This is a genomic window from Paenibacillus sp. XP01 (assembly GCF_057364885.1).
Genome location: NZ_CP139481.1, coordinates 252,535 through 270,053 on the forward strand (window position 1 = coordinate 252,535; position 17,519 = coordinate 270,053).

Genomic DNA, 17,519 nt, shown 5'->3' on the forward strand with positions numbered 1-17,519 from the left:
GACGAATATAATACGGGGATCCAACCGAACTATCGCACGCCACCATTGCTGCGCTATAGTTGGACCCTCGGATCATGCCGAACGAGGAGATGAACGCCATGAGCGAAACGCAGGATACCGTATTGGAGCAGGAAGAACAGGTGGTCGAGGCGGGAGTGCACAATTTCAGCAAGGAGGACGAGTGGGTCAAGCCTGAAGACCCGCTGCTCTTGGAGCGCTTGGAGTGGTTCAAAGACCAGAAGCTGGGATTCATGATGCACTGGGGCCCTTACTCGCAGCTTGGATTGGTCGAATCGTGGGCGCTGAGCGATGAGGATGGCGACTGGTCGCGCAACGACGTGGACTGGACGGACGACATGGAGCAGTTCAAGCGGGAGTATTTCGATCTGAACAAAACGTTCAACCCCATTCGTTTTCAGCCCGATGAATGGGCGCAATTGGCGGCAGACAACGGCTTCAAATACCTGCTGTTCACCACCAAGCACCATGACGGCTTCTGCATGTGGGACACGCATACGACCGATTACCGCATTACCGGCCCGGATACGCCGTTCCATCGTCATAAATACGCGGACATCTGCCGCGTGCTGTTTGATGCGTTTCGTGCCCGCGGGCTCGGCATTTCGGCGTACTTCTCCAAAGCGGACTGGCATACCCCTTATTACTGGGCACCGGGAATGGAACGGGGGCGCCATATGTGGCGCGGCCCTTCCTACGATCCGAAGCAGTACCCGTGGCTATGGGAAAAGTTCGTGGAATTCACGCATGAGCAGATCATGGAGCTGCTGACCAAGTATGGACGGATTGAATGCTTGTGGCTGGATGCCGGTTGGGTCCGTCCCGGACGGCACGGTCAGGATATACGCCTGGGCGAAGTGGTCGAGCGGGCCAGACGGAGCACGCAGCCATGGCTGCTGGCAGCGGATCGTACCGTGGGGGGGCCTTACGAAAACATCGTGACGCCGGAGCAGACGATCCCCGACCGACCCATGAACATTCCGTGGGAAAGCTGCATTACGGTGGGGCATTCGTTCGCCTTTGGCTTCGATGACCAGTACAAGTCGCCAAGGCAATTGGTTCACCTTTTGCTTGAAGTGGTGTCCAAAGGAGGCAATCTGGCGCTCAACATCGGTCCGCAGCCGGATGGGCGACTGCCCAAAGGCGCTGTGAGAAGCATTCAGGGCCTTGGCGAATGGCTTGGCGTTCACGGCGAAGGCGTATACGGCACCCGAATCTGCGAGCCTTTTTATACGGGAGAGTGGGCGTTTACCCGCAAGGAGAACGTGGCGTATGCTTTCCGTTTATACCAAAAAGACGAAGTCCCGGAGCAACCAGGCGGTCGGCTAATCATCCCTTACCAAGGCGAGGTCAAGCAGATCGAAATGATTGGCATCGACGGAGCACTGGCATATCAGCGTACGCATGATGGATTTGCCGTGGAGCTTCCACGAACGGAAAGCACAGATGAAGGAGTGCCGATTACCTATACCTTCCGTTTGATCGGAGCGGAGTAATTTTAACGAGTTGCCCGATGACTAACTTTTACTATTTCACCCGAAAAATCCCTGAAGACCACGACGGTTTTTGGGGATTTTTTGGTGCATGCTTTTTTTCGCAGATTCACGGAACGTGGAGGAAAAAGTGCCGTTTTTCCTTGATGGTACAAGGGGTTTTCGAATTTGGAGAGGTGGGAGAAAAGTGTGAATTGATCGTTGAGGGTGCAACAGAGTACGATCAAATTCAAGAAAGCGCTACCTGACATGATTGTTCACATCATTAATGTCCAGACAAGAGATGTCGCAAAATTAGAGGCTGTTTGAGGGATGTAAATGTAATGTATCATTACAATTGAAGTATAGAAGGAGTGACGCGAATGAGTCGAGCTACGGAAACCCTACCCACCAAGCTGGAACTACAGCAACGCAGAAACGACGCTGAGCCGAAACGGCAGCATCCGTTTATCAAAAGCCTCAAAAAGCATTGGGAGCTCTACCTGCTGGTGCTGCCTCCGGTACTGTACCTGCTGATCTTCAAATACATTCCCATGGTGGGCGTGCAGATCGCTTTCAAGGATTTTAGCGTGGTCAAGGGCATTTGGGACAGTCCATGGGTTGGGCTGAAACACTTTGAGGCGTTCTTCGAGTCCCCCAACTTCTGGCTGCTTATTAAAAATACGATCGGCATCAGCTTCTACTCTCTCCTTGCCGGTTTCCCGATTCCGATCTTGCTGGCGCTGGCGCTAAACGAAATCCGGACGGGCTTCTTCAAAAAGTCGGTACAAATGGTAACCTATGCTCCGCATTTCATCTCGACCGTTGTCATGGTATCGATCATCATTCTGATGCTCTCGCCGCATGTGGGCGTGGTGGACCGACTATTCTCATTCCTCGGTTTTCCGATGACCAACTTCATGGGCATCCCTGAATATTTCAAATCAATCTATGTCTGGTCCGGCGTGTGGCAGGGCATGGGGTACTCCTCCATCATCTACATCGCGGCGCTGGCGTCAGTCGATCCTTCGCTGTATGAAGCGGCCCGAATGGACGGGGCGTCGAGACTGCGAAAAATATGGCATATCGACATTCCCGCATTGGTGCCGGTCACGGTCATCATGCTGATTCTGAGCCTGGGCAGCATTATGGGCGTAGGCTTCGAAAAAATATTTCTGATGCAGAATCCGCTCAATACGAGCGCTTCGGAGGTCATTTCGACTTACGTGTACAAGGTGGGGCTCATCGGAGCCAACTTCAGCTTTTCCTCGGCAGTGGGATTGTTCAACTCGATCATCAACCTGATCCTGCTGGTCGTCGTCAACGCGATCTCGCGCAAAGTATCCCAAAACAGCCTATGGTAAAGGAGGACGGTGCATATGCTCAACCTGTTTAATCGCAACCGGATCAAGGACCCGCTCGGAGACCGTGTGTTCATGTTTTTCAACTACCTGTTCCTGACGCTGGTGCTGCTCATCGTGTTCTACCCGCTGCTTTACATTATCAGCTCCTCCTTCAGTTCCTCCCGGGCCGTGACGTCAGGCCAGGTGTGGCTGTTCCCGGTCGATTTCAACATCAAAGCATACATTTCGATCTTCAAAAGCCAGCAGCTGATGCTCGGCTTCTGGAACACGATCATCTATACCGTGGTCGGTACGCTGATCAACGTCACGCTTACCGTCATGCTGGCCTATCCGTTATCGCGCAAATCGTTCTATGGCCGCGGCATTCTCATCATTTTCATGATGATCACGATGTTTTTTGATGGGGGACTCATTCCGACGTATCTGTTGATGAAAGATCTCCATCTGCTGGATACGCGCTGGGCGATGTGGCTGCCGGGAGCGCTCGCGGTGTTCCAGGTCATCGTGGCACGGACGTTCTTCCAGTCTTCGATTCCGGAGGAATTGGCCGAAGCGGCAGAAATGGACGGCTGCCGGGACATCCGCTATCTCATCAGCGTGGTGCTTCCTTTATCAAAGCCGATTCTGGCCGTCATGACCCTGATGTACGCGGTCGGGCACTGGAACGCTTACTTCGATGCATTGATCTACCTGCGCTCGGAAAATCTGTTCCCGCTGCAATACGTGCTGCGCAATTTGCTGATTCTGAACGCCGCCGATCCTGCCATGCTTGCCGGAACAAGCCAGCAATTGCGCGATCAGGGCTTTGAGCAGGTGCTGAAATACGCGCTGATCGTTGTCGCGAGCGTGCCGATCCTCATCATGTACCCGTTCGTGCAGAAGCATTTCGTCAAAGGGGTCATGATCGGGTCCCTGAAAGGATAACGGACGAAGCGATTCTTTCGTTCGCGCATCTTGAAGGGAGGTGAGGGAGCGCTCCGGCATCCGGATTCGCGTTTAGAGAAGCGAGCAGCCGAATGGAACCCGGAAACCCAAATGAACATGGAAGACGTGAAGGGGCATAACTATCGTTCTCATTCAAAAGGAGGAGTCAGGTTGAAAAAATCATGGTTGTCGATGTTGTTTCTGATCATAGCTTCGGTGACGCTGCTGTCGGCGTGCGGTTCATCGGACGGGGCGGACACGGGGAGCGGGGATAGCGGCGAGAGCGGCGGGCCCGTGACGATGACGTTCTTCGCTCCGCAGGGCAAAGCGCCAATGGAGGAGAACGAGTTCACCCGGTTTATCGAGAACAAGTTCAACGTGAAGCTGAAATGGGACCTGGCACCGACGGACGCGCTTCAAGACCGCAGGCAGCTGCTTCTGGCAAGCGGAGACTATCCCGAAGTTTTCCTGCACGGCAAGTTCACGACGTCCGACCTTCAGAACTACGGCAAGCAAGGGGTATTCATTCCGCTGAACGACCTCATTCAGCAATACGGACCGAACTTGACCAAAATCATGGAAGAGAAGCCGTATTTCAAGGAAGCCATCACGGCACCGGACGGCAATATCTATGCACTGCCCATTTTCAATGAATGCTACCACTGTACGTATGCGCAAAAGTATTGGATCAATACCGAATGGCTGGATAACCTCGGACTGGAGATGCCAACCACGACGGATGAATTGTACACCGTGCTGAAGGCGTTCAAGGAGAAGGACCCGAACGGCAACGGCAAAGCGGATGAGATTCCGCTGACAGGTGCCCCAAACAAATATGTATGGAACGGCAATATCGATGCCTACTTGATGAACAGTTTCATATATAACGACAATGATAAGTATTTGATTCTGGAAAATGGAAAAGTCGACTTTGCCGCCAACAAAGAAGGCTGGAAAAAGGGACTGGAGTACATGAACAAGCTGTATTCCGAAGGTTTGATCGATCCGGCGGCGTTCACGCAGAACGATCAGGCAATCGGACAGCTCGGCAATAAGGAAGGCGATGAAACGGTCGGCTCGGTCACGACGGCGCTGCTCAGTTACCTGGTGAATACGTACGACAAAACGATTACGCGCCATCAGCACTGGGATATCGTGCCTCCGCTGAAAGGGCCGGATGGCGTGCAGACGACTGGAGCAACGCAGAGCGTAGGCGAATTCGAATTCGCCATCACGAACAAAGCGACGGAAGCCCAACAGATTGCGGCCATTCAGATCGTCGATTACATGTTCAGCGAAGAGGGTGCTCTCTATGCAGAGTACGGTCCAACGGAAGGAAAGGGATGGAAGAAGGCCGAGGCGGACGAAAAAAACATCAATGGCGAACCTGCCAAGTATAGTTACTACAACCTGCCTGAACGCGATCCGAATATCGTCGTGAACGAGAGCTGGTCGCAAATCGGTGCTCACGATTTGTCCAATACGTTCCGCAACCTGTTCGCTGAAGGGCAGAACCCGCTTGAAGCCGAAGGTTACGGCACGCGCCTTGCCCAGGCTACCAATGTGTATGCGCCGTACGCCCCGAAAGAGGTCTATCCTGCCAATGTCTTCATCCGTCCCGAGGATACGGAAACGGCCGCTCAGCTGACCACAGCCATCAAGGATTACGTGCAAACCAACATGGCCCAGTTCATTATCGGCAGCAAGAGCATCGACAAGGAGTGGGACGCGTACGTGAAAGGATTTGACGGGCTGGGTCTGAGTCAGTACCTGGAGATCTACCAGCGCGCGATCGAGAAAAACCAATAATCCAGACGGATCTATAAAAGAGGCTGTCCCGGTCCGATGAATCGCGACCGGGACGGTCTTCTCCTATACTCCTTGCATTGGGGCTCATGTGAGTTGAATTTGAATGAAGGTTTCATAAGCGGAGGGGATATTTGCCGCTCCAGGCAAGGGCGGGTGATGTATTTCATTCATATATCAGTGGCGGGGGGTTCCGGAGATGAGGAGCAATTGGTTCAGACGTTTGCTGTTGTCGTATTTGCCCGTGTTTTTTATCGTGACCACCATTTTGTTTTTTATCTTTTTCCAGGTGTTCAATGAACAGAATCGGAGGGAAGCCCTCAAAGCCAATGAATTTCTGGCCTCGCAGGTGACCCAATACCTGGACAATTCGCTGCGGTCGATCGATTTCAAGGTATTGCGCGAAATGTTGACCAACAGCACCCTCAAAAATTATTACGCCGGCTACGGCGGCGGGGATGTCTATGCGGACATTCAGGCGATGGAGGCCATTGACGAGCTGAAAATCGAATACCCGCTAATCGATTCCATCTATCTCGTTCGAAATACGGACGATACGGTGTTTAGCAATGGAAAGCGGGTTGCGGTCGCCGATTTTCCCGATGCCGGTTTTATCCGGGACAGCCGCGAAGCGGACATTCAAAAATGGGTCGGTGCCAGAGCGTTCAAGGCGTTTCCGTCCCAGGCGGCCAAACAGGTCGTCACCTTGATCCGGGGAGCCAGCAATGGTGCCGGACTCATCGTGGTCAATGTGGACTTGGCCACCCTGCGCAAATCGATCATGCAGATGTATGATCCGGAGTTCACGTTCGTTCATATCTATAACAACCAGGGAGGCAATCTGTGGGATGGAGCAATGGGTGAGCGATCTGCCGTCAAAGCAGCATCCGGCGAAGTATTCTCGGAGTTTACGTCCAGCTACAGCGGATGGAAGGTCCAAACCGGGCTGAATAACGGCAAAATCGTCAAATTTGCCCTGAAGTTTTACGATATCTGGTTTGTGTTTGCGCTGGCCGTGGTGTTGACCGGCGTGATCTGGGTGATTTACGTCACCCGTAGAAATTACAAGCCGCTTCAGCAGATCGTTACGCTGATCGAGACGGTGGCCTCGCAGAAGCAGCCTGCGCCGGGGGTCAACCAGGCGAAGGAAAACGAATTCCGTTTCATCCATGCCACGCTGGAGCGCATGATCGAGCAATCCAGGCATTATCAGGAGGAACATGAGGAGAACCTCATTTTGCATAAAAAGTACCTGTTCCAGGAGCTGCTCGAAGGCACTTCCGAATTTTCCGCAGAGGAATTGGCCGCAGGCATGCGCAGGTTCAACCTGCCCGAGCCGGGAACGCGGTGGTCCGTCATGGCGGTGGAGATTGACCGCTATGCCCGCTTTACTGCCGAGTACCATCTTCAGGATCAGTCGCTCCTGAAGTTCGTCCTGTCGAGCATGCTGCAGGAGAACGCCCGCAAGGAAGGCATGGAAGTATGGGCAGAGTGGATTGCGGGGCATAGGCTGTACGCCATTGCATGGCTGCCGGAAGGGGTGCTGCTGGAGGATGCGGAACAGCGGCTTCTCTCAGGGTACATGGAGCAGGTGGGCCAATATCTGAACTTTACGGTCACGATCGGCGTCGGGCGGGTGGCTGTTGATCTGCGCGGCTTGCGCGCCTCCTTCAAGGAGGCGGTCCGTACACTCGATTACAAAGCTGTGCTTGGTCTTAACCGGATTATCCCTTGTTCGGACGTTCCGGACTCGACCAACGACGTCTACGAGTTCCTGAAAACCATCTCTTCGCTGGTGCAGGCCATGCGGCTGTCCGATGGCGATTGGGAGAAGCATTTCGATCGGTTGTTCGAGCAGATCCGCGCTTCGGTTCTGTCCAGGCAGGAGATCATGAACACGGTCCAGCTGCTGTTCCAGCACTACAACCGGGAATTCGCTGAGCTTCCCCGCGAGTACCATGAGCTTTGGGCCGAAGTGTTCGGAGGTCTGCTGCCGCGGCTGGAGGAATGGGAGACGGAGGAGGATTTGCGCCTGCTGTGCCTGGAAGGATTCCGGGAGCTTGCACGGCGGATGAACGAGCTGCGCTGTTCCAAGAAACACGGGACGAACATTTTGGAGATTCGAAAGTATATCGAGGAGAATTATAGCAATCCGGACCTTTCTCTGAATTATTTGAGCGATCTGTTCGATATCAATCCGAAGTACCTGAGCAAGCTTTTCAAAGACGAAATCGGGGAGAAGTTCGTCGACCTGCTGATCAGCCAGCGGATCGAGAAGGCCAAACAGCTGATGCAGGAAACCGACAAAGCTATTCAGGAAATCAGCGAGGAAGTAGGGTATACCAACTACAACTCCTTTAACCGGGCATTCAAAAACGTGGTCGGCATGGCGCCGAGCGATTACCGTAAAGCTATTTGATAAGACGGTGCATCTCGTGAACAGTTTAACGAATCTCAGACACCTTATATCGTCGAAATCGGCCGATCTGTCGCTCTAACGAACATGAGACACGTTAATTTCGCCTTAAATGCTGCATCGACCCTCGATTTTCAGCAAATAACGCTGCTGAGATTCGTTAGAGCTGAGAAGGCTGCTGTTTATTAGAAGTAACGTGTATACGATTCGTTAGAAACTGAGGAACCCTTTTGAATTGTTCATTTGACGTTTGGCAGGGAATGAAAAGTTGGCGCCGATGCGCTCGTACTTCTCGCATACTATTTTGATGTACAAAAGGAGAACGCACATGGACTACAGAGATGCTTCACGTCCGGTACCCGAGCGGGTGCAGGATCTGCTCGGGCGCATGACGACCGAGGAGAAGATTGGGCAGTTGATCCAGCCGATGGGCTGGAAAGCGTACGCCAAAGAGGCGGACGGCACCGTGCAGGTGACGGAAGCATTCAAGCAGGACGTGGCGGATGGAGGAGTCGGGTCGCTCTATGGCGCGCTTCGTGCCGATCCGTGGACCGAGGTGACGCTGGAGACCGGACTTTCGCCGCGCCAGGGTGCGGAGGCGATGAACGAGATTCAGCGATACGCGATTGAGCATTCCCGGCTCGGCATTCCCGTTCTCTTCGGCGAAGAATGCTCGCATGGTCACATGGCGATCTGCGCAACCGTGTTTCCCGTACCCTTGCTGGTCGGGAGTACATGGAATCCTGCGCTGTATCGGCAAATGAGCGAAGCCATCGCACTGGAGACGCGCAGCCAGGGAGGGGCGGTGACTTATTCGCCGGTGCTTGACGTGGTACGTGATCCACGCTGGGGCCGTACCGAGGAGTGCTTTGCCGAGGATCCTTACCTTATTGGGGAGCTGGCTGTGGCTGCCGTCGAAGGTTTGCAGGGCGAGCGTTTGGATTCTCCGCATACCATTGCGGCGACGCTGAAGCATTTCGCGGCCTACGGCAGTTCGGAAGGCGGGCGCAACGCGGCACCCGTACATATGGGCATGCGGGAGCTGCATGAGATCGACCTGCTTCCGTTCAAAAAAGCGGTGGAAGCAGGCGCCTGCTCCGTCATGACGGCGTACAACGAAATCGACGGCGTGCCTTGCACATCAAGCACATATCTGCTGAATGACGTTTTGCGCGAGCAATGGGGATTCGAGGGTGTGGTTATCACGGACTTTGGCGCGATCCAGATGCTGGTGCACGGCCACAACACGGCGGAGAATGGCGAACAGGCCGCAGCTCAGGCGCTGAGGGCGGGTGTGGACATGGAAATGTCGGGATATATGTTCCGTAAGCATCTGAAACAAGCGTTGGAGCAGGGATTTATGGCTGAGCACGATCTGGATCAGGCGGTGAGCCGCGTGCTGGAGCTGAAGTTCAGATTGGGACTGTTCGAGCAGCCGTTCGTCGATCCCGCCTTTGCGGAACGGGTCATCGGCTGCGAAGCGCACAAGGAGCTGGCTCGGCAGGTGGCCCGGGAAGGCATAGTATTGCTGAAAAACGAAAACGGCACGCTTCCCCTCGCTAAAAAAGGGTATACACTTGCCGTCATCGGTCCGAATGCCAACCACGTTTATAATCAACTCGGCGATTACACCTCGCCTCAGCCGAAGGGAAAGGTCGTTACCGTACTGGAGGGCATTCGCGCCAACCTGGCGTCGCTCGGGGAAGATGCGGCCGAGGTGCTTTACGCGCCGGGCTGCCGCATCAAGGGCGAATCGCGCGAAGGGTTCGCTCAAGCGCTTGACGCTGCGGAGCAGGCCGATGCCATCGTGATGGTCATGGGCGGCTCCAGCGCCCGGGACTTCGGCGAAGGCACGATTGATTTGAGAACGGGGGCCTCTGTCGTTACAGACGACCCTTGGAACGACATGGAGTGCGGCGAGGGCATCGACCGCTCTTCGCTCAGTCTGACGGGCGTTCAGCTGGAGCTGGTGCAAGAGGTACATAAGCTCGGCAAACCCGTCATTGTGGTGTACATCAACGGTCGGCCGATCGCAGAGCCGTGGATCGACGAGCACGCGCATGCGATTCTGGAAGCATGGTATCCCGGACAGGAGGGCGGAAATGCCATCGCGGACATTTTATTCGGGGATGCCAACCCCTCCGGCAGGCTCAGCGTGTCCGTTCCGAAGCATGTCGGCCAGCTTCCGGTGGTGTACCATGCCAGACGAACCCGTGGCAAACGGTACTTGGAGATGGAACTTGCACCGCAATATCCGTTCGGTTTCGGGCTCAGCTACACCACGTTTGACTACGCTAATATCCGGGTGACGCCCGAAGTGATCGGACCGGACGAGGAAGCAGAGCTTCATGTAGACGTGACGAACAGCGGCACCGTTGCCGGAATGGAGGTCGTTCAGCTCTATGTCACGGACGTTACCGCCTCCGTTACGCGACCTGAACTGGCGCTGGGGGGATTCACCAAGATTGAGCTTGAACCTGGACAGACACGGACTGTTACACTCAAGGTCGGCTTTGAGCAGCTCTCGCTCGTGGACTCGCAGCTGCGCCGCATCGTGGAACCGGGTGAGTTCAGGTTGAAGGCAGGCCGTCATTCGCAGGATGGAATCGAGTGCACGCTGCGTGTACGGAACAAGGGGGGAGAAGCATGATCCGCATTCATCGTTTCATTCAGGATATGGAGCAGAGCCGCTGGCTTGATTGCATTGAGCTGCCACAGTGGCAGGTGCAGAGGACCAAATACGTTGTTCCAGCCGAATATGAAGACGAGCAAGAGGCGGCTGCCTTGGAGGACATTACGGCGCTGCAAGGCGTTCATGGCACGACGTATCGACTGGGCACTACATTGGATATTCCGCCGGAGTGGGAGGATGGCGCGATTGGCTTAGTTTTTGAAACCCGAGGCGAAGGATTGCTGCGAGTGAACGGCCAGCCGTATCACGGCTTGGACCGGAACCATGGCTTTGTGCCATTGCCAAGAAGCCGGACCGGCATGAATCCGCTGCTTGAGGTGGAGCTTTACGATCCGATTCCGGAGCCCCACGATCCCTTAAACCGGCAAGCCACGATCAACCCGCCGATCCGCGGCATCCGCGCAGCGCTCGTACACGTCAATCGCCCGCTGCAGAGCTTGATGTACAGCGTAAAAGTGCTCGCCGAATCGCTGCGCGAATTGCCGGAAGCCGACCTGAAGAGGGGCCGCTTGATCCAGGCCGTGCATCGGATTATGGATGAGATGTACGACAATCCGGAACGCTGGAGCGACGCAGGCTGGGTCGGCGAGTTCGAGCATACGCTCGCTCTTGCCGTACAGGAGGTGGACCCGGAGCCAGCCCGTTCCGGATTCATGCATCTGATCGGGCAATCGCATATCGACGTCGCTTGGCTGTGGCCGGTACGCGAAACGGTGCGCAAAACCAGCCGCACCTTCTCGACGATGTGCGCCCTGATGGACGAGTATCCGGACTTCGTCTACTCCCAGAGCCAGCCGCAGCTCTATGCCTTTGCGAAAGAGCATTATCCTGAGCTGTACGAACGCGTCAAGGCCCGGATTGCCGAGGGGCGATGGGAGCTTGTCGGCGGCATGTGGGTCGAGCCGGACCTGAACATTCCGAGCGGTGAATCGCTGGTGCGCCAGATGTTGTACGGACAGCGATTCTACGAGGCCGAGTTCGGCAAGCGGTCGAAGATCGAGTGGCTGCCCGATACGTTCGGATATTGTGCGTCCCTGCCGCAGCTGCTGAAGCAGGCAGGCATTTCCTACTTCATGACGACCAAGCTGAATTGGAATGACACGAATGTTTTTCCGCATGACTTGTTCGAGTGGGTAGGGATTGACGGTACGTCTGTGCTCTCCTACTTGAACCACGGCGTGAATGAGCATACGCGCCCGAAAGATGTGGCGGAGCATTGGCAGTCCTACAGGCAGAAGGGAGTTCATCCCGAGCAGTTGCTCCTATACGGGCATGGCGACGGCGGCGGCGGGGTCACGAGCGAAATGGTGGAGATGGCTGAAAAAGCCGCCTTTATGGTGGGTCAACCTGTCAGCAGGTTCAGCACGGCCGCTTCATTCTTCGAAGGCATAACAGAGCGGCAGCCGGAATTGCCGCAGTGGCATGGCGATCTTTATTTGGAGCTGCACCGCGGAACGTACACGACGCATGCACGGAACAAACGCAGCAACCGCAAAGCGGAGGTGTTGTACCGGGAAGCGGAAGTGTGGGGCCAACTCGCGGGTCTCTCGAGCGCTGCCACATCAATGGCCATCCCAAAAGAGCGCGTCTCGAGCGCTGCCGTTCACGGAGCAGACCCGGCACAGTTGAAAAGCAAGCTGGATGAAGGATGGAAGCTGATCATGCTGAACCAGTTCCATGACATTATTCCGGGAACATCGATTCCCGAGGTTTATGTGACATCGGCGCAAGAATACGCTCAGGTCTTTGAACTGGGAACGTCGGCCTTGACGGGCGCACTGGATAATATTGCAGGGCAAATCGCCACCGATGGTGCAGAGGGACAGCCGTATATTATTTTCAACAGCATGGGCTGGGAACGAAATGAAGTGATTGAAATCACGCTGGATTCATCGATTCCGGAAATGGCTGCCTATGATCAGGAGGGGCATCGTCTTGAAGGCGAGCTTGTTCGGAGCGAAGGCGTGCATAAGCTGATGATTCACGTGACTGGCATCCCGGCATTTGGATATACAACGTTGTGGCTGCGCCAAGCCGACCGATCTGTAGCATCCGGTGAATCGGACCGTGTGGTCGGTTCGGATCATGCCGGCGATACCGGCAATTCCGTCCCTTCGCGTTGGGAAACGGACGAATATGTGCTCGAATTCAACGAGGCGGGCGAGATTACCCGCTGGTATGATAAATCGCTGCAGCGCGAGTGGCTGAAGCCCGGTGAGTTGGCGAACGAGCTGCAGCTGTTCCATGACAGGCCCACGTATTGGGATGCATGGGACATCGATCCCCGGTTCGAGTCGCAGCGCGCCGATCGGGCACGTTTGATCTCCAGCGAGGTCGTTCGACAGGGCGGCGTGCAGGATGTGCTGCGCTTCCGATGGGAGCTGGGCGCATCCAAGATCGAGCAGGATATCGTGCTGTGCCGCCATCAGCGCCGCGTCGATTTCAGGACGCGTGTGCAGTGGGCGGAGAGTCATAAGCTGCTGAAGGTAGCTTTTCCCGTAGATTTGGTAGCGACCCGGGCGACCTACGAAATTCCGTTTGGCGCGTTGGAGCGGTCAAGTCATGCCAATACAAGCTGGGAACAGGCGCAATTCGAGGTATGCGGCCATCGCTGGGCAGACCTTTCCGAAGGCAATGGCGGGGTCAGCCTGCTGAATGATTGCAAATACGGCTATGACATTAAAAAGCAGACGCTCCGGTTGTCGCTGCTGCGGGCTCCGAAATGGCCTGACGAACATGCCGATCAAGGGGAGCATGAGTTCACCTACTCCTTGCTGCCACATGCGGGAGATTGGCGTGAGGCGGGCGTGGTGCGCCGCGCCATGGAACTGAACCATCCGGTGCACGTGGTCGCTGCGGAGCAGCATGCAGGTATAATGCCCGGCGTATACGCGTATTTCCGCTTTGACAGCAAACACGTCATTCTGGATACGGTCAAAGCGGCCGAGGACGGCTTGGGAACGATTTTGCGTTTCTATGAATCTTCCGGTGGCAGGGAAACCGTGGAGCTGCGCTTGCCCCAAACATCGATAAGAGCGTGTACAGTCAATCTGCTGGAGGATGAGGGCGAAGAACTCTTTTGTCAGGACGGAGTGCTTCGACTGGCATTCAAGCCGTATGAGGTGAGGTCAGTGAAACTGATGCCAATGCACTAAGCGAAGGGAGCGTTTTTTGGCCGAACATGACATATTCTTTTCGTGAAGGCAGCAGGTAAGCAGCCGGAAAACGACGGGAAAAGTTTATGATGGAAAGCGGGCGTATCGGCAGGAAAAACAGGCAGCTATGGCAAAAGGTAAGCTTGTAAGCCGCACAGCAGCAACACGTCATGAAGAGGGCAGTACCAATCTGGGAAGCGAACATAACAGGGAGGGTAACGCATGAAATTAACCAACAACATCGGCGTCATCGTGGATAGCTTTGGCGTAGGCGTACGCGAGGGACTGGTCAAAGCCAAGTCGGCCGGAGCGGAGGGCGTGCAGATTTATGCGGTCAAAGGCGAGATGGACCCGGCGAACCTCACGCCGGCAGCCCGCAAGGAACTGAAGGATTACATCGCATCCCTCGGGCTGGAGATTTCGGCATTGGTCGGCGATTTGGGCGGGCACGGTTTTCAGGTGAAGGAAGACAATGCATGGAAAGTCGAAAAATCGAAGCGCATCGTCGATCTGGCCCTGGATCTGGGGACCAACATCGTGACCACGCACATCGGCATCGTTCCCCATGATCCGGCATCGGAAGTCTATCATACGCTTCACGCCGCTTGCGAAGAATTGGGGCAATATGCCAAAAGCGTAGGGGCCTATTTCGCCATCGAGACCGGGCCGGAGACGGCAGCCGATTTGAAGGGATTTCTGGACACCCTCTCGACCAACGGCGTATCCGTCAATTTCGACCCGGCCAACATGGTCATGGTCACAGGAGATGATCCGGTCCAAGGAGTGCATCTGTTGAAGGATTACATTGTGCATACGCATGTAAAGGATGGCGTTCGCCTGAAGGAAGTTGATCCGAGGGATGTTTACGGAGCCGTTGGTTATGCGCCGATGGACCATGACAAAATCGCGGAAATGGTATCATCGGGCGTCTTTTTCCGCGAGGTTCCGCTAGGTGAGGGAAGCGTTGATTTTACCGCTTATTTTGCAGCCCTTCAGGACATCGGGTACACCGGTTACCTGACCATCGAGCGCGAGGTCGGCGACCAGCCGGAGCAGGATATTCGCAAAGCGGTGGAGTTTATCCGAAAATACAGAGGAGAGGCGTAAGCATATGAAAATCGGCCTGAGTACCTACAGCCTGCTGAACGAGTTGAACGCAGGGAGCATGACGGTGCTGGACGTGATCGACTGGATTGCCGCAAATGGCGGCGAACACATGGAGATGGTTCCATACGGTTATACCGTGGAGGACAATCCGGAACTGGCTGACGCTATTCGGGAGCGTGCGGCTGCCGCAGGCATTGAGCTGTCCAATTATTCGATGCCCGCCAATTTCGTGCAGGAGACGGAGGAAGCCTTCGAGGAAGAGGTTGCCCGGGTGAAGCGTCACGTCGACGTGGTTCATCGGATGGGCGTGAAGCATATGCGGCACGACGTCACAGCGTTCAAGCTGCCGAAAGAGCACATGACGATTGCCTGGTTCGACCAGCATTTGCCGCTCATGGTGAAGGGCAGCCAGTTGATTGCCGATTATGCTGCAGGCTTCGGCATTACAACGACGATCGAAAACCATGGTTTCAGCGTGCAGGCGAGCGACCGGGTGCAGCGGGTGCTGCATGCCGTGGATCGGCCCAATTTCAAAACGACGCTGGACGTCGGCAACTTCCTGTGCGTGGACGAGGACCCGATTGTTGGAGTCATGAATAATCTTCCGTATGCTTCCCTCGTTCATTTCAAAGATTTCTATGTGCGTCCGTTCGACGAAAATCCGGGCGAAGGCGAATGGTTCACCACATCCCATGGCAATTACATGCGCGGGGCGATCGTGGGACAAGGCGATCTTCCCATCCGCAAAATCGTCAAACTGATCAAGGACTCCGGCTATGACGGAGCCGTTACCGTGGAATTCGAAGGCATGGAGGAGTGCAAAGCCGCGTCCAAAATCGCCATGGACAATTTGCGCCGGTTCTGGAACGAGGCGTGATATACAAATAATATGTATTAAATTGCAATATCGGTGAATTATACAAAAGGACTGCGGTTGCGCAGTTCCTTTTTGTTATTCTGATTGTATAATCAAAATTTCAAATAATGTTTGGTTATCGTCCGAATTAATCAATAATGTAATATAATAAAATGAAGCAAAGGTAGCATTTGTTCATAAATTCACACTAATTAACAATGAATTTTTCGCACCCGATTTCATATTTGCCTGTAACAGGAGGCGGTGTACCATTTTGGATTTTTCCAATTGGCAAGAAACAGGGGAAGCCGTAACAGGCGTAACCAAAAAGCTCTGGCTTACGGATGGTTCTCAAAAAGGTTTATTTAAATTTGGTGAAGAGTGGACTGAAGTAATCGCCAAGGATATCGCGCAATTGCTTGGCATACCTTGTATGGATTGTGAGTATGGGACCTACCATGGCGCTAAGGGAGTTATGTGCTATGATTTGGGCGGTATCGTCGAGTTTGGAGACACGATGACTGTTATGACCAATGCTCTATTTGATACAACGTATTCCATAGATAGCATAGAACAACGTATTAATAGTGGTTTTATATTAGGCAATGCTCGGTTTGATATCATAAAAATGTTTATATTTGATTATGTCATCGGTAATCGTGACAGACATTTCGGTAATTTCGCAATTCACACTTCAACGGGAGAACTCTCTCCTCTCTATGATAATGCTGCATCATTGTGTTACGGAATAAGCGCTGCTCGAGCAAAGGCTTTTTTGACTGATTTGAACAGTCTGCATAATTACGCTTTCGATTTAATGTCTCAAGCCCGAATACCAGTAGAACGCGCTAAGTTATTGGAATTGGTATATTATCTAAAGGATCGTTATCCATTGGTATGGGAAAATGTGATACCTGTATTCCTGTCATTACAGATGAGCGATGTGGAAAAAGTGGTAAATCGTTTTAAAGGCATCGTTGATGATGATATATTAAGATGTATTATTTACTGTGTTGGTTGGAGACTTGAAATGCTGAAAATGGTTTAGGAGGTTGTGAAATGACTCAAAAGTTCTACGTAGTCAAGATGGAACAAAATCCTGTTCTATTATCAACGATCTCTTATGATGGAGAGACCTACCACTATAAGCCATACAACTTATCTACTTGTAAGTATCCACGCCTTACAAAAGAGGTTAAATCTAAGACCCCACCTCATTTGTTAGAACGAAGAACATATTCAAGTGGTAGACCGGATATCAAAGAATTATTGAATAAAATGGGTTTGGATAAGTATGATTTATGGAAAATGGTAGAGATTAGTGAAGGCAGAGTGGCTACAGATAATGTGCTGTTTCTCACAGAAAAAGGTCTTGGAAAGTATAAGATCAACCGTAACTCACGTGGTTTTCCTTTTTCTGAAATTAAAATAAAGAAGCCGAAAATGGTGAGAACAAGTCTTGATAAGAACTATAAGCGTTATCGATCTCAGAATGCTCGCATTGTAAAACGAGCTGCCCTGTCGAAGGAAGGATAACAAGCTGGAACTGGAGAGTGCAAAGCCGCGTCCAAAATCGCCATGGACAATTTGCGCCGGTTCTGGAACGAGGCTTAGAATACCGTTGTAACAGGTTATGATCCTATACAATGCATGCACTTAGCCGTGCATCCTTTATCAGAACTGCTTCGCTTAACCGCGCGGGCAGTTCT

Annotated in this window: 11 protein-coding genes; all 11 read left to right on the top strand. The window is 53.5% G+C overall.

What is annotated here, in order from left to right; genetic code table 11:
* Positions 1-98 precede the first annotated feature (98 nt).
* The gene (locus SNR34_RS01195) at positions 99-1,514 is read left to right on the top strand and encodes an alpha-L-fucosidase (RefSeq protein ID WP_236420331.1); all 1,416 of its coding nucleotides are present in this window, start codon (positions 99-101) and stop codon (positions 1,512-1,514) included.
* A gap of 359 nt (positions 1,515-1,873) precedes the next feature.
* Positions 1,874-2,854 (top strand): ABC transporter permease, encoded by a 981-nt coding sequence (locus SNR34_RS01200; protein WP_339275589.1) that lies wholly within the window; start codon positions 1,874-1,876, stop codon positions 2,852-2,854.
* A 15-nt stretch (positions 2,855-2,869) separates the two neighbouring features.
* Complete coding sequence (locus SNR34_RS01205) at positions 2,870-3,778, top strand: carbohydrate ABC transporter permease (protein ID WP_236420328.1); 909 nt, start codon at positions 2,870-2,872, stop codon at positions 3,776-3,778.
* A 171-nt stretch (positions 3,779-3,949) separates the two neighbouring features.
* Entirely contained in the window at positions 3,950-5,587 is a 1,638-nt protein-coding gene (locus tag SNR34_RS01210; RefSeq protein WP_486180973.1) for a type 2 periplasmic-binding domain-containing protein, read from the top strand.
* A 196-nt stretch (positions 5,588-5,783) separates the two neighbouring features.
* Positions 5,784-8,003 (top strand): helix-turn-helix domain-containing protein, encoded by a 2,220-nt coding sequence (locus SNR34_RS01215; RefSeq protein ID WP_339275594.1) that lies wholly within the window; start codon positions 5,784-5,786, stop codon positions 8,001-8,003.
* A gap of 325 nt (positions 8,004-8,328) precedes the next feature.
* Positions 8,329-10,650, top strand: coding sequence for a glycoside hydrolase family 3 N-terminal domain-containing protein (locus tag SNR34_RS01220; RefSeq protein ID WP_339275595.1), 2,322 nt, complete (start codon positions 8,329-8,331; stop codon positions 10,648-10,650).
* Positions 10,647-13,847, top strand: a complete 3,201-nt coding sequence (locus tag SNR34_RS01225; RefSeq protein WP_486180974.1) for an alpha-mannosidase — start codon at positions 10,647-10,649, stop codon at positions 13,845-13,847. The genes SNR34_RS01220 and SNR34_RS01225 overlap by 4 nt, the downstream gene beginning before the upstream one ends.
* Positions 13,848-14,069: 222 nt before the next feature.
* On the top strand, positions 14,070-14,954 hold the full coding sequence (locus tag SNR34_RS01230; protein ID WP_339275598.1) for a sugar phosphate isomerase/epimerase family protein: 885 nt from the start codon (positions 14,070-14,072) through the stop codon (positions 14,952-14,954).
* Positions 14,955-14,958: 4 nt separating this feature from the next.
* Positions 14,959-15,831, top strand: coding sequence for a sugar phosphate isomerase/epimerase family protein (locus tag SNR34_RS01235; RefSeq protein WP_236420322.1), 873 nt, complete (start codon positions 14,959-14,961; stop codon positions 15,829-15,831).
* A gap of 253 nt (positions 15,832-16,084) precedes the next feature.
* Positions 16,085-16,858: a HipA domain-containing protein gene (locus SNR34_RS01240; protein WP_343262082.1), complete on the top strand. Its 774-nt coding sequence runs from the start codon at positions 16,085-16,087 to the stop codon at positions 16,856-16,858.
* A gap of 11 nt (positions 16,859-16,869) precedes the next feature.
* A complete protein-coding gene (locus tag SNR34_RS01245) occupies positions 16,870-17,346 on the top strand; it encodes a hypothetical protein (RefSeq protein ID WP_486180975.1) in 477 nt (158 codons plus the stop codon).
* Positions 17,347-17,519: the final 173 nt, after the last annotated feature.

Bases quoted from the DNA above. Each gene is read 5' to 3' on its own strand.
- SNR34_RS01245 (WP_486180975.1), top strand. From the start codon at position 16,870: ATGACTCAAAAGTTCTACGTAGTCAAGATGGAACAAAATCCTGTTCTA.
- SNR34_RS01230 (WP_339275598.1), top strand. From the start codon at position 14,070: ATGAAATTAACCAACAACATCGGCGTCATCGTGGATAGCTTTGGCGTA.
- SNR34_RS01215 (WP_339275594.1), top strand. From the start codon at position 5,784: ATGAGGAGCAATTGGTTCAGACGTTTGCTGTTGTCGTATTTGCCCGTG.
- SNR34_RS01235 (WP_236420322.1), top strand. From the start codon at position 14,959: ATGAAAATCGGCCTGAGTACCTACAGCCTGCTGAACGAGTTGAACGCA.
- SNR34_RS01205 (WP_236420328.1), top strand. From the start codon at position 2,870: ATGCTCAACCTGTTTAATCGCAACCGGATCAAGGACCCGCTCGGAGAC.
- SNR34_RS01225 (WP_486180974.1), top strand. From the start codon at position 10,647: ATGATCCGCATTCATCGTTTCATTCAGGATATGGAGCAGAGCCGCTGG.
- SNR34_RS01200 (WP_339275589.1), top strand. From the start codon at position 1,874: ATGAGTCGAGCTACGGAAACCCTACCCACCAAGCTGGAACTACAGCAA.
- SNR34_RS01195 (WP_236420331.1), top strand. From the start codon at position 99: ATGAGCGAAACGCAGGATACCGTATTGGAGCAGGAAGAACAGGTGGTC.
- SNR34_RS01220 (WP_339275595.1), top strand. From the start codon at position 8,329: ATGGACTACAGAGATGCTTCACGTCCGGTACCCGAGCGGGTGCAGGAT.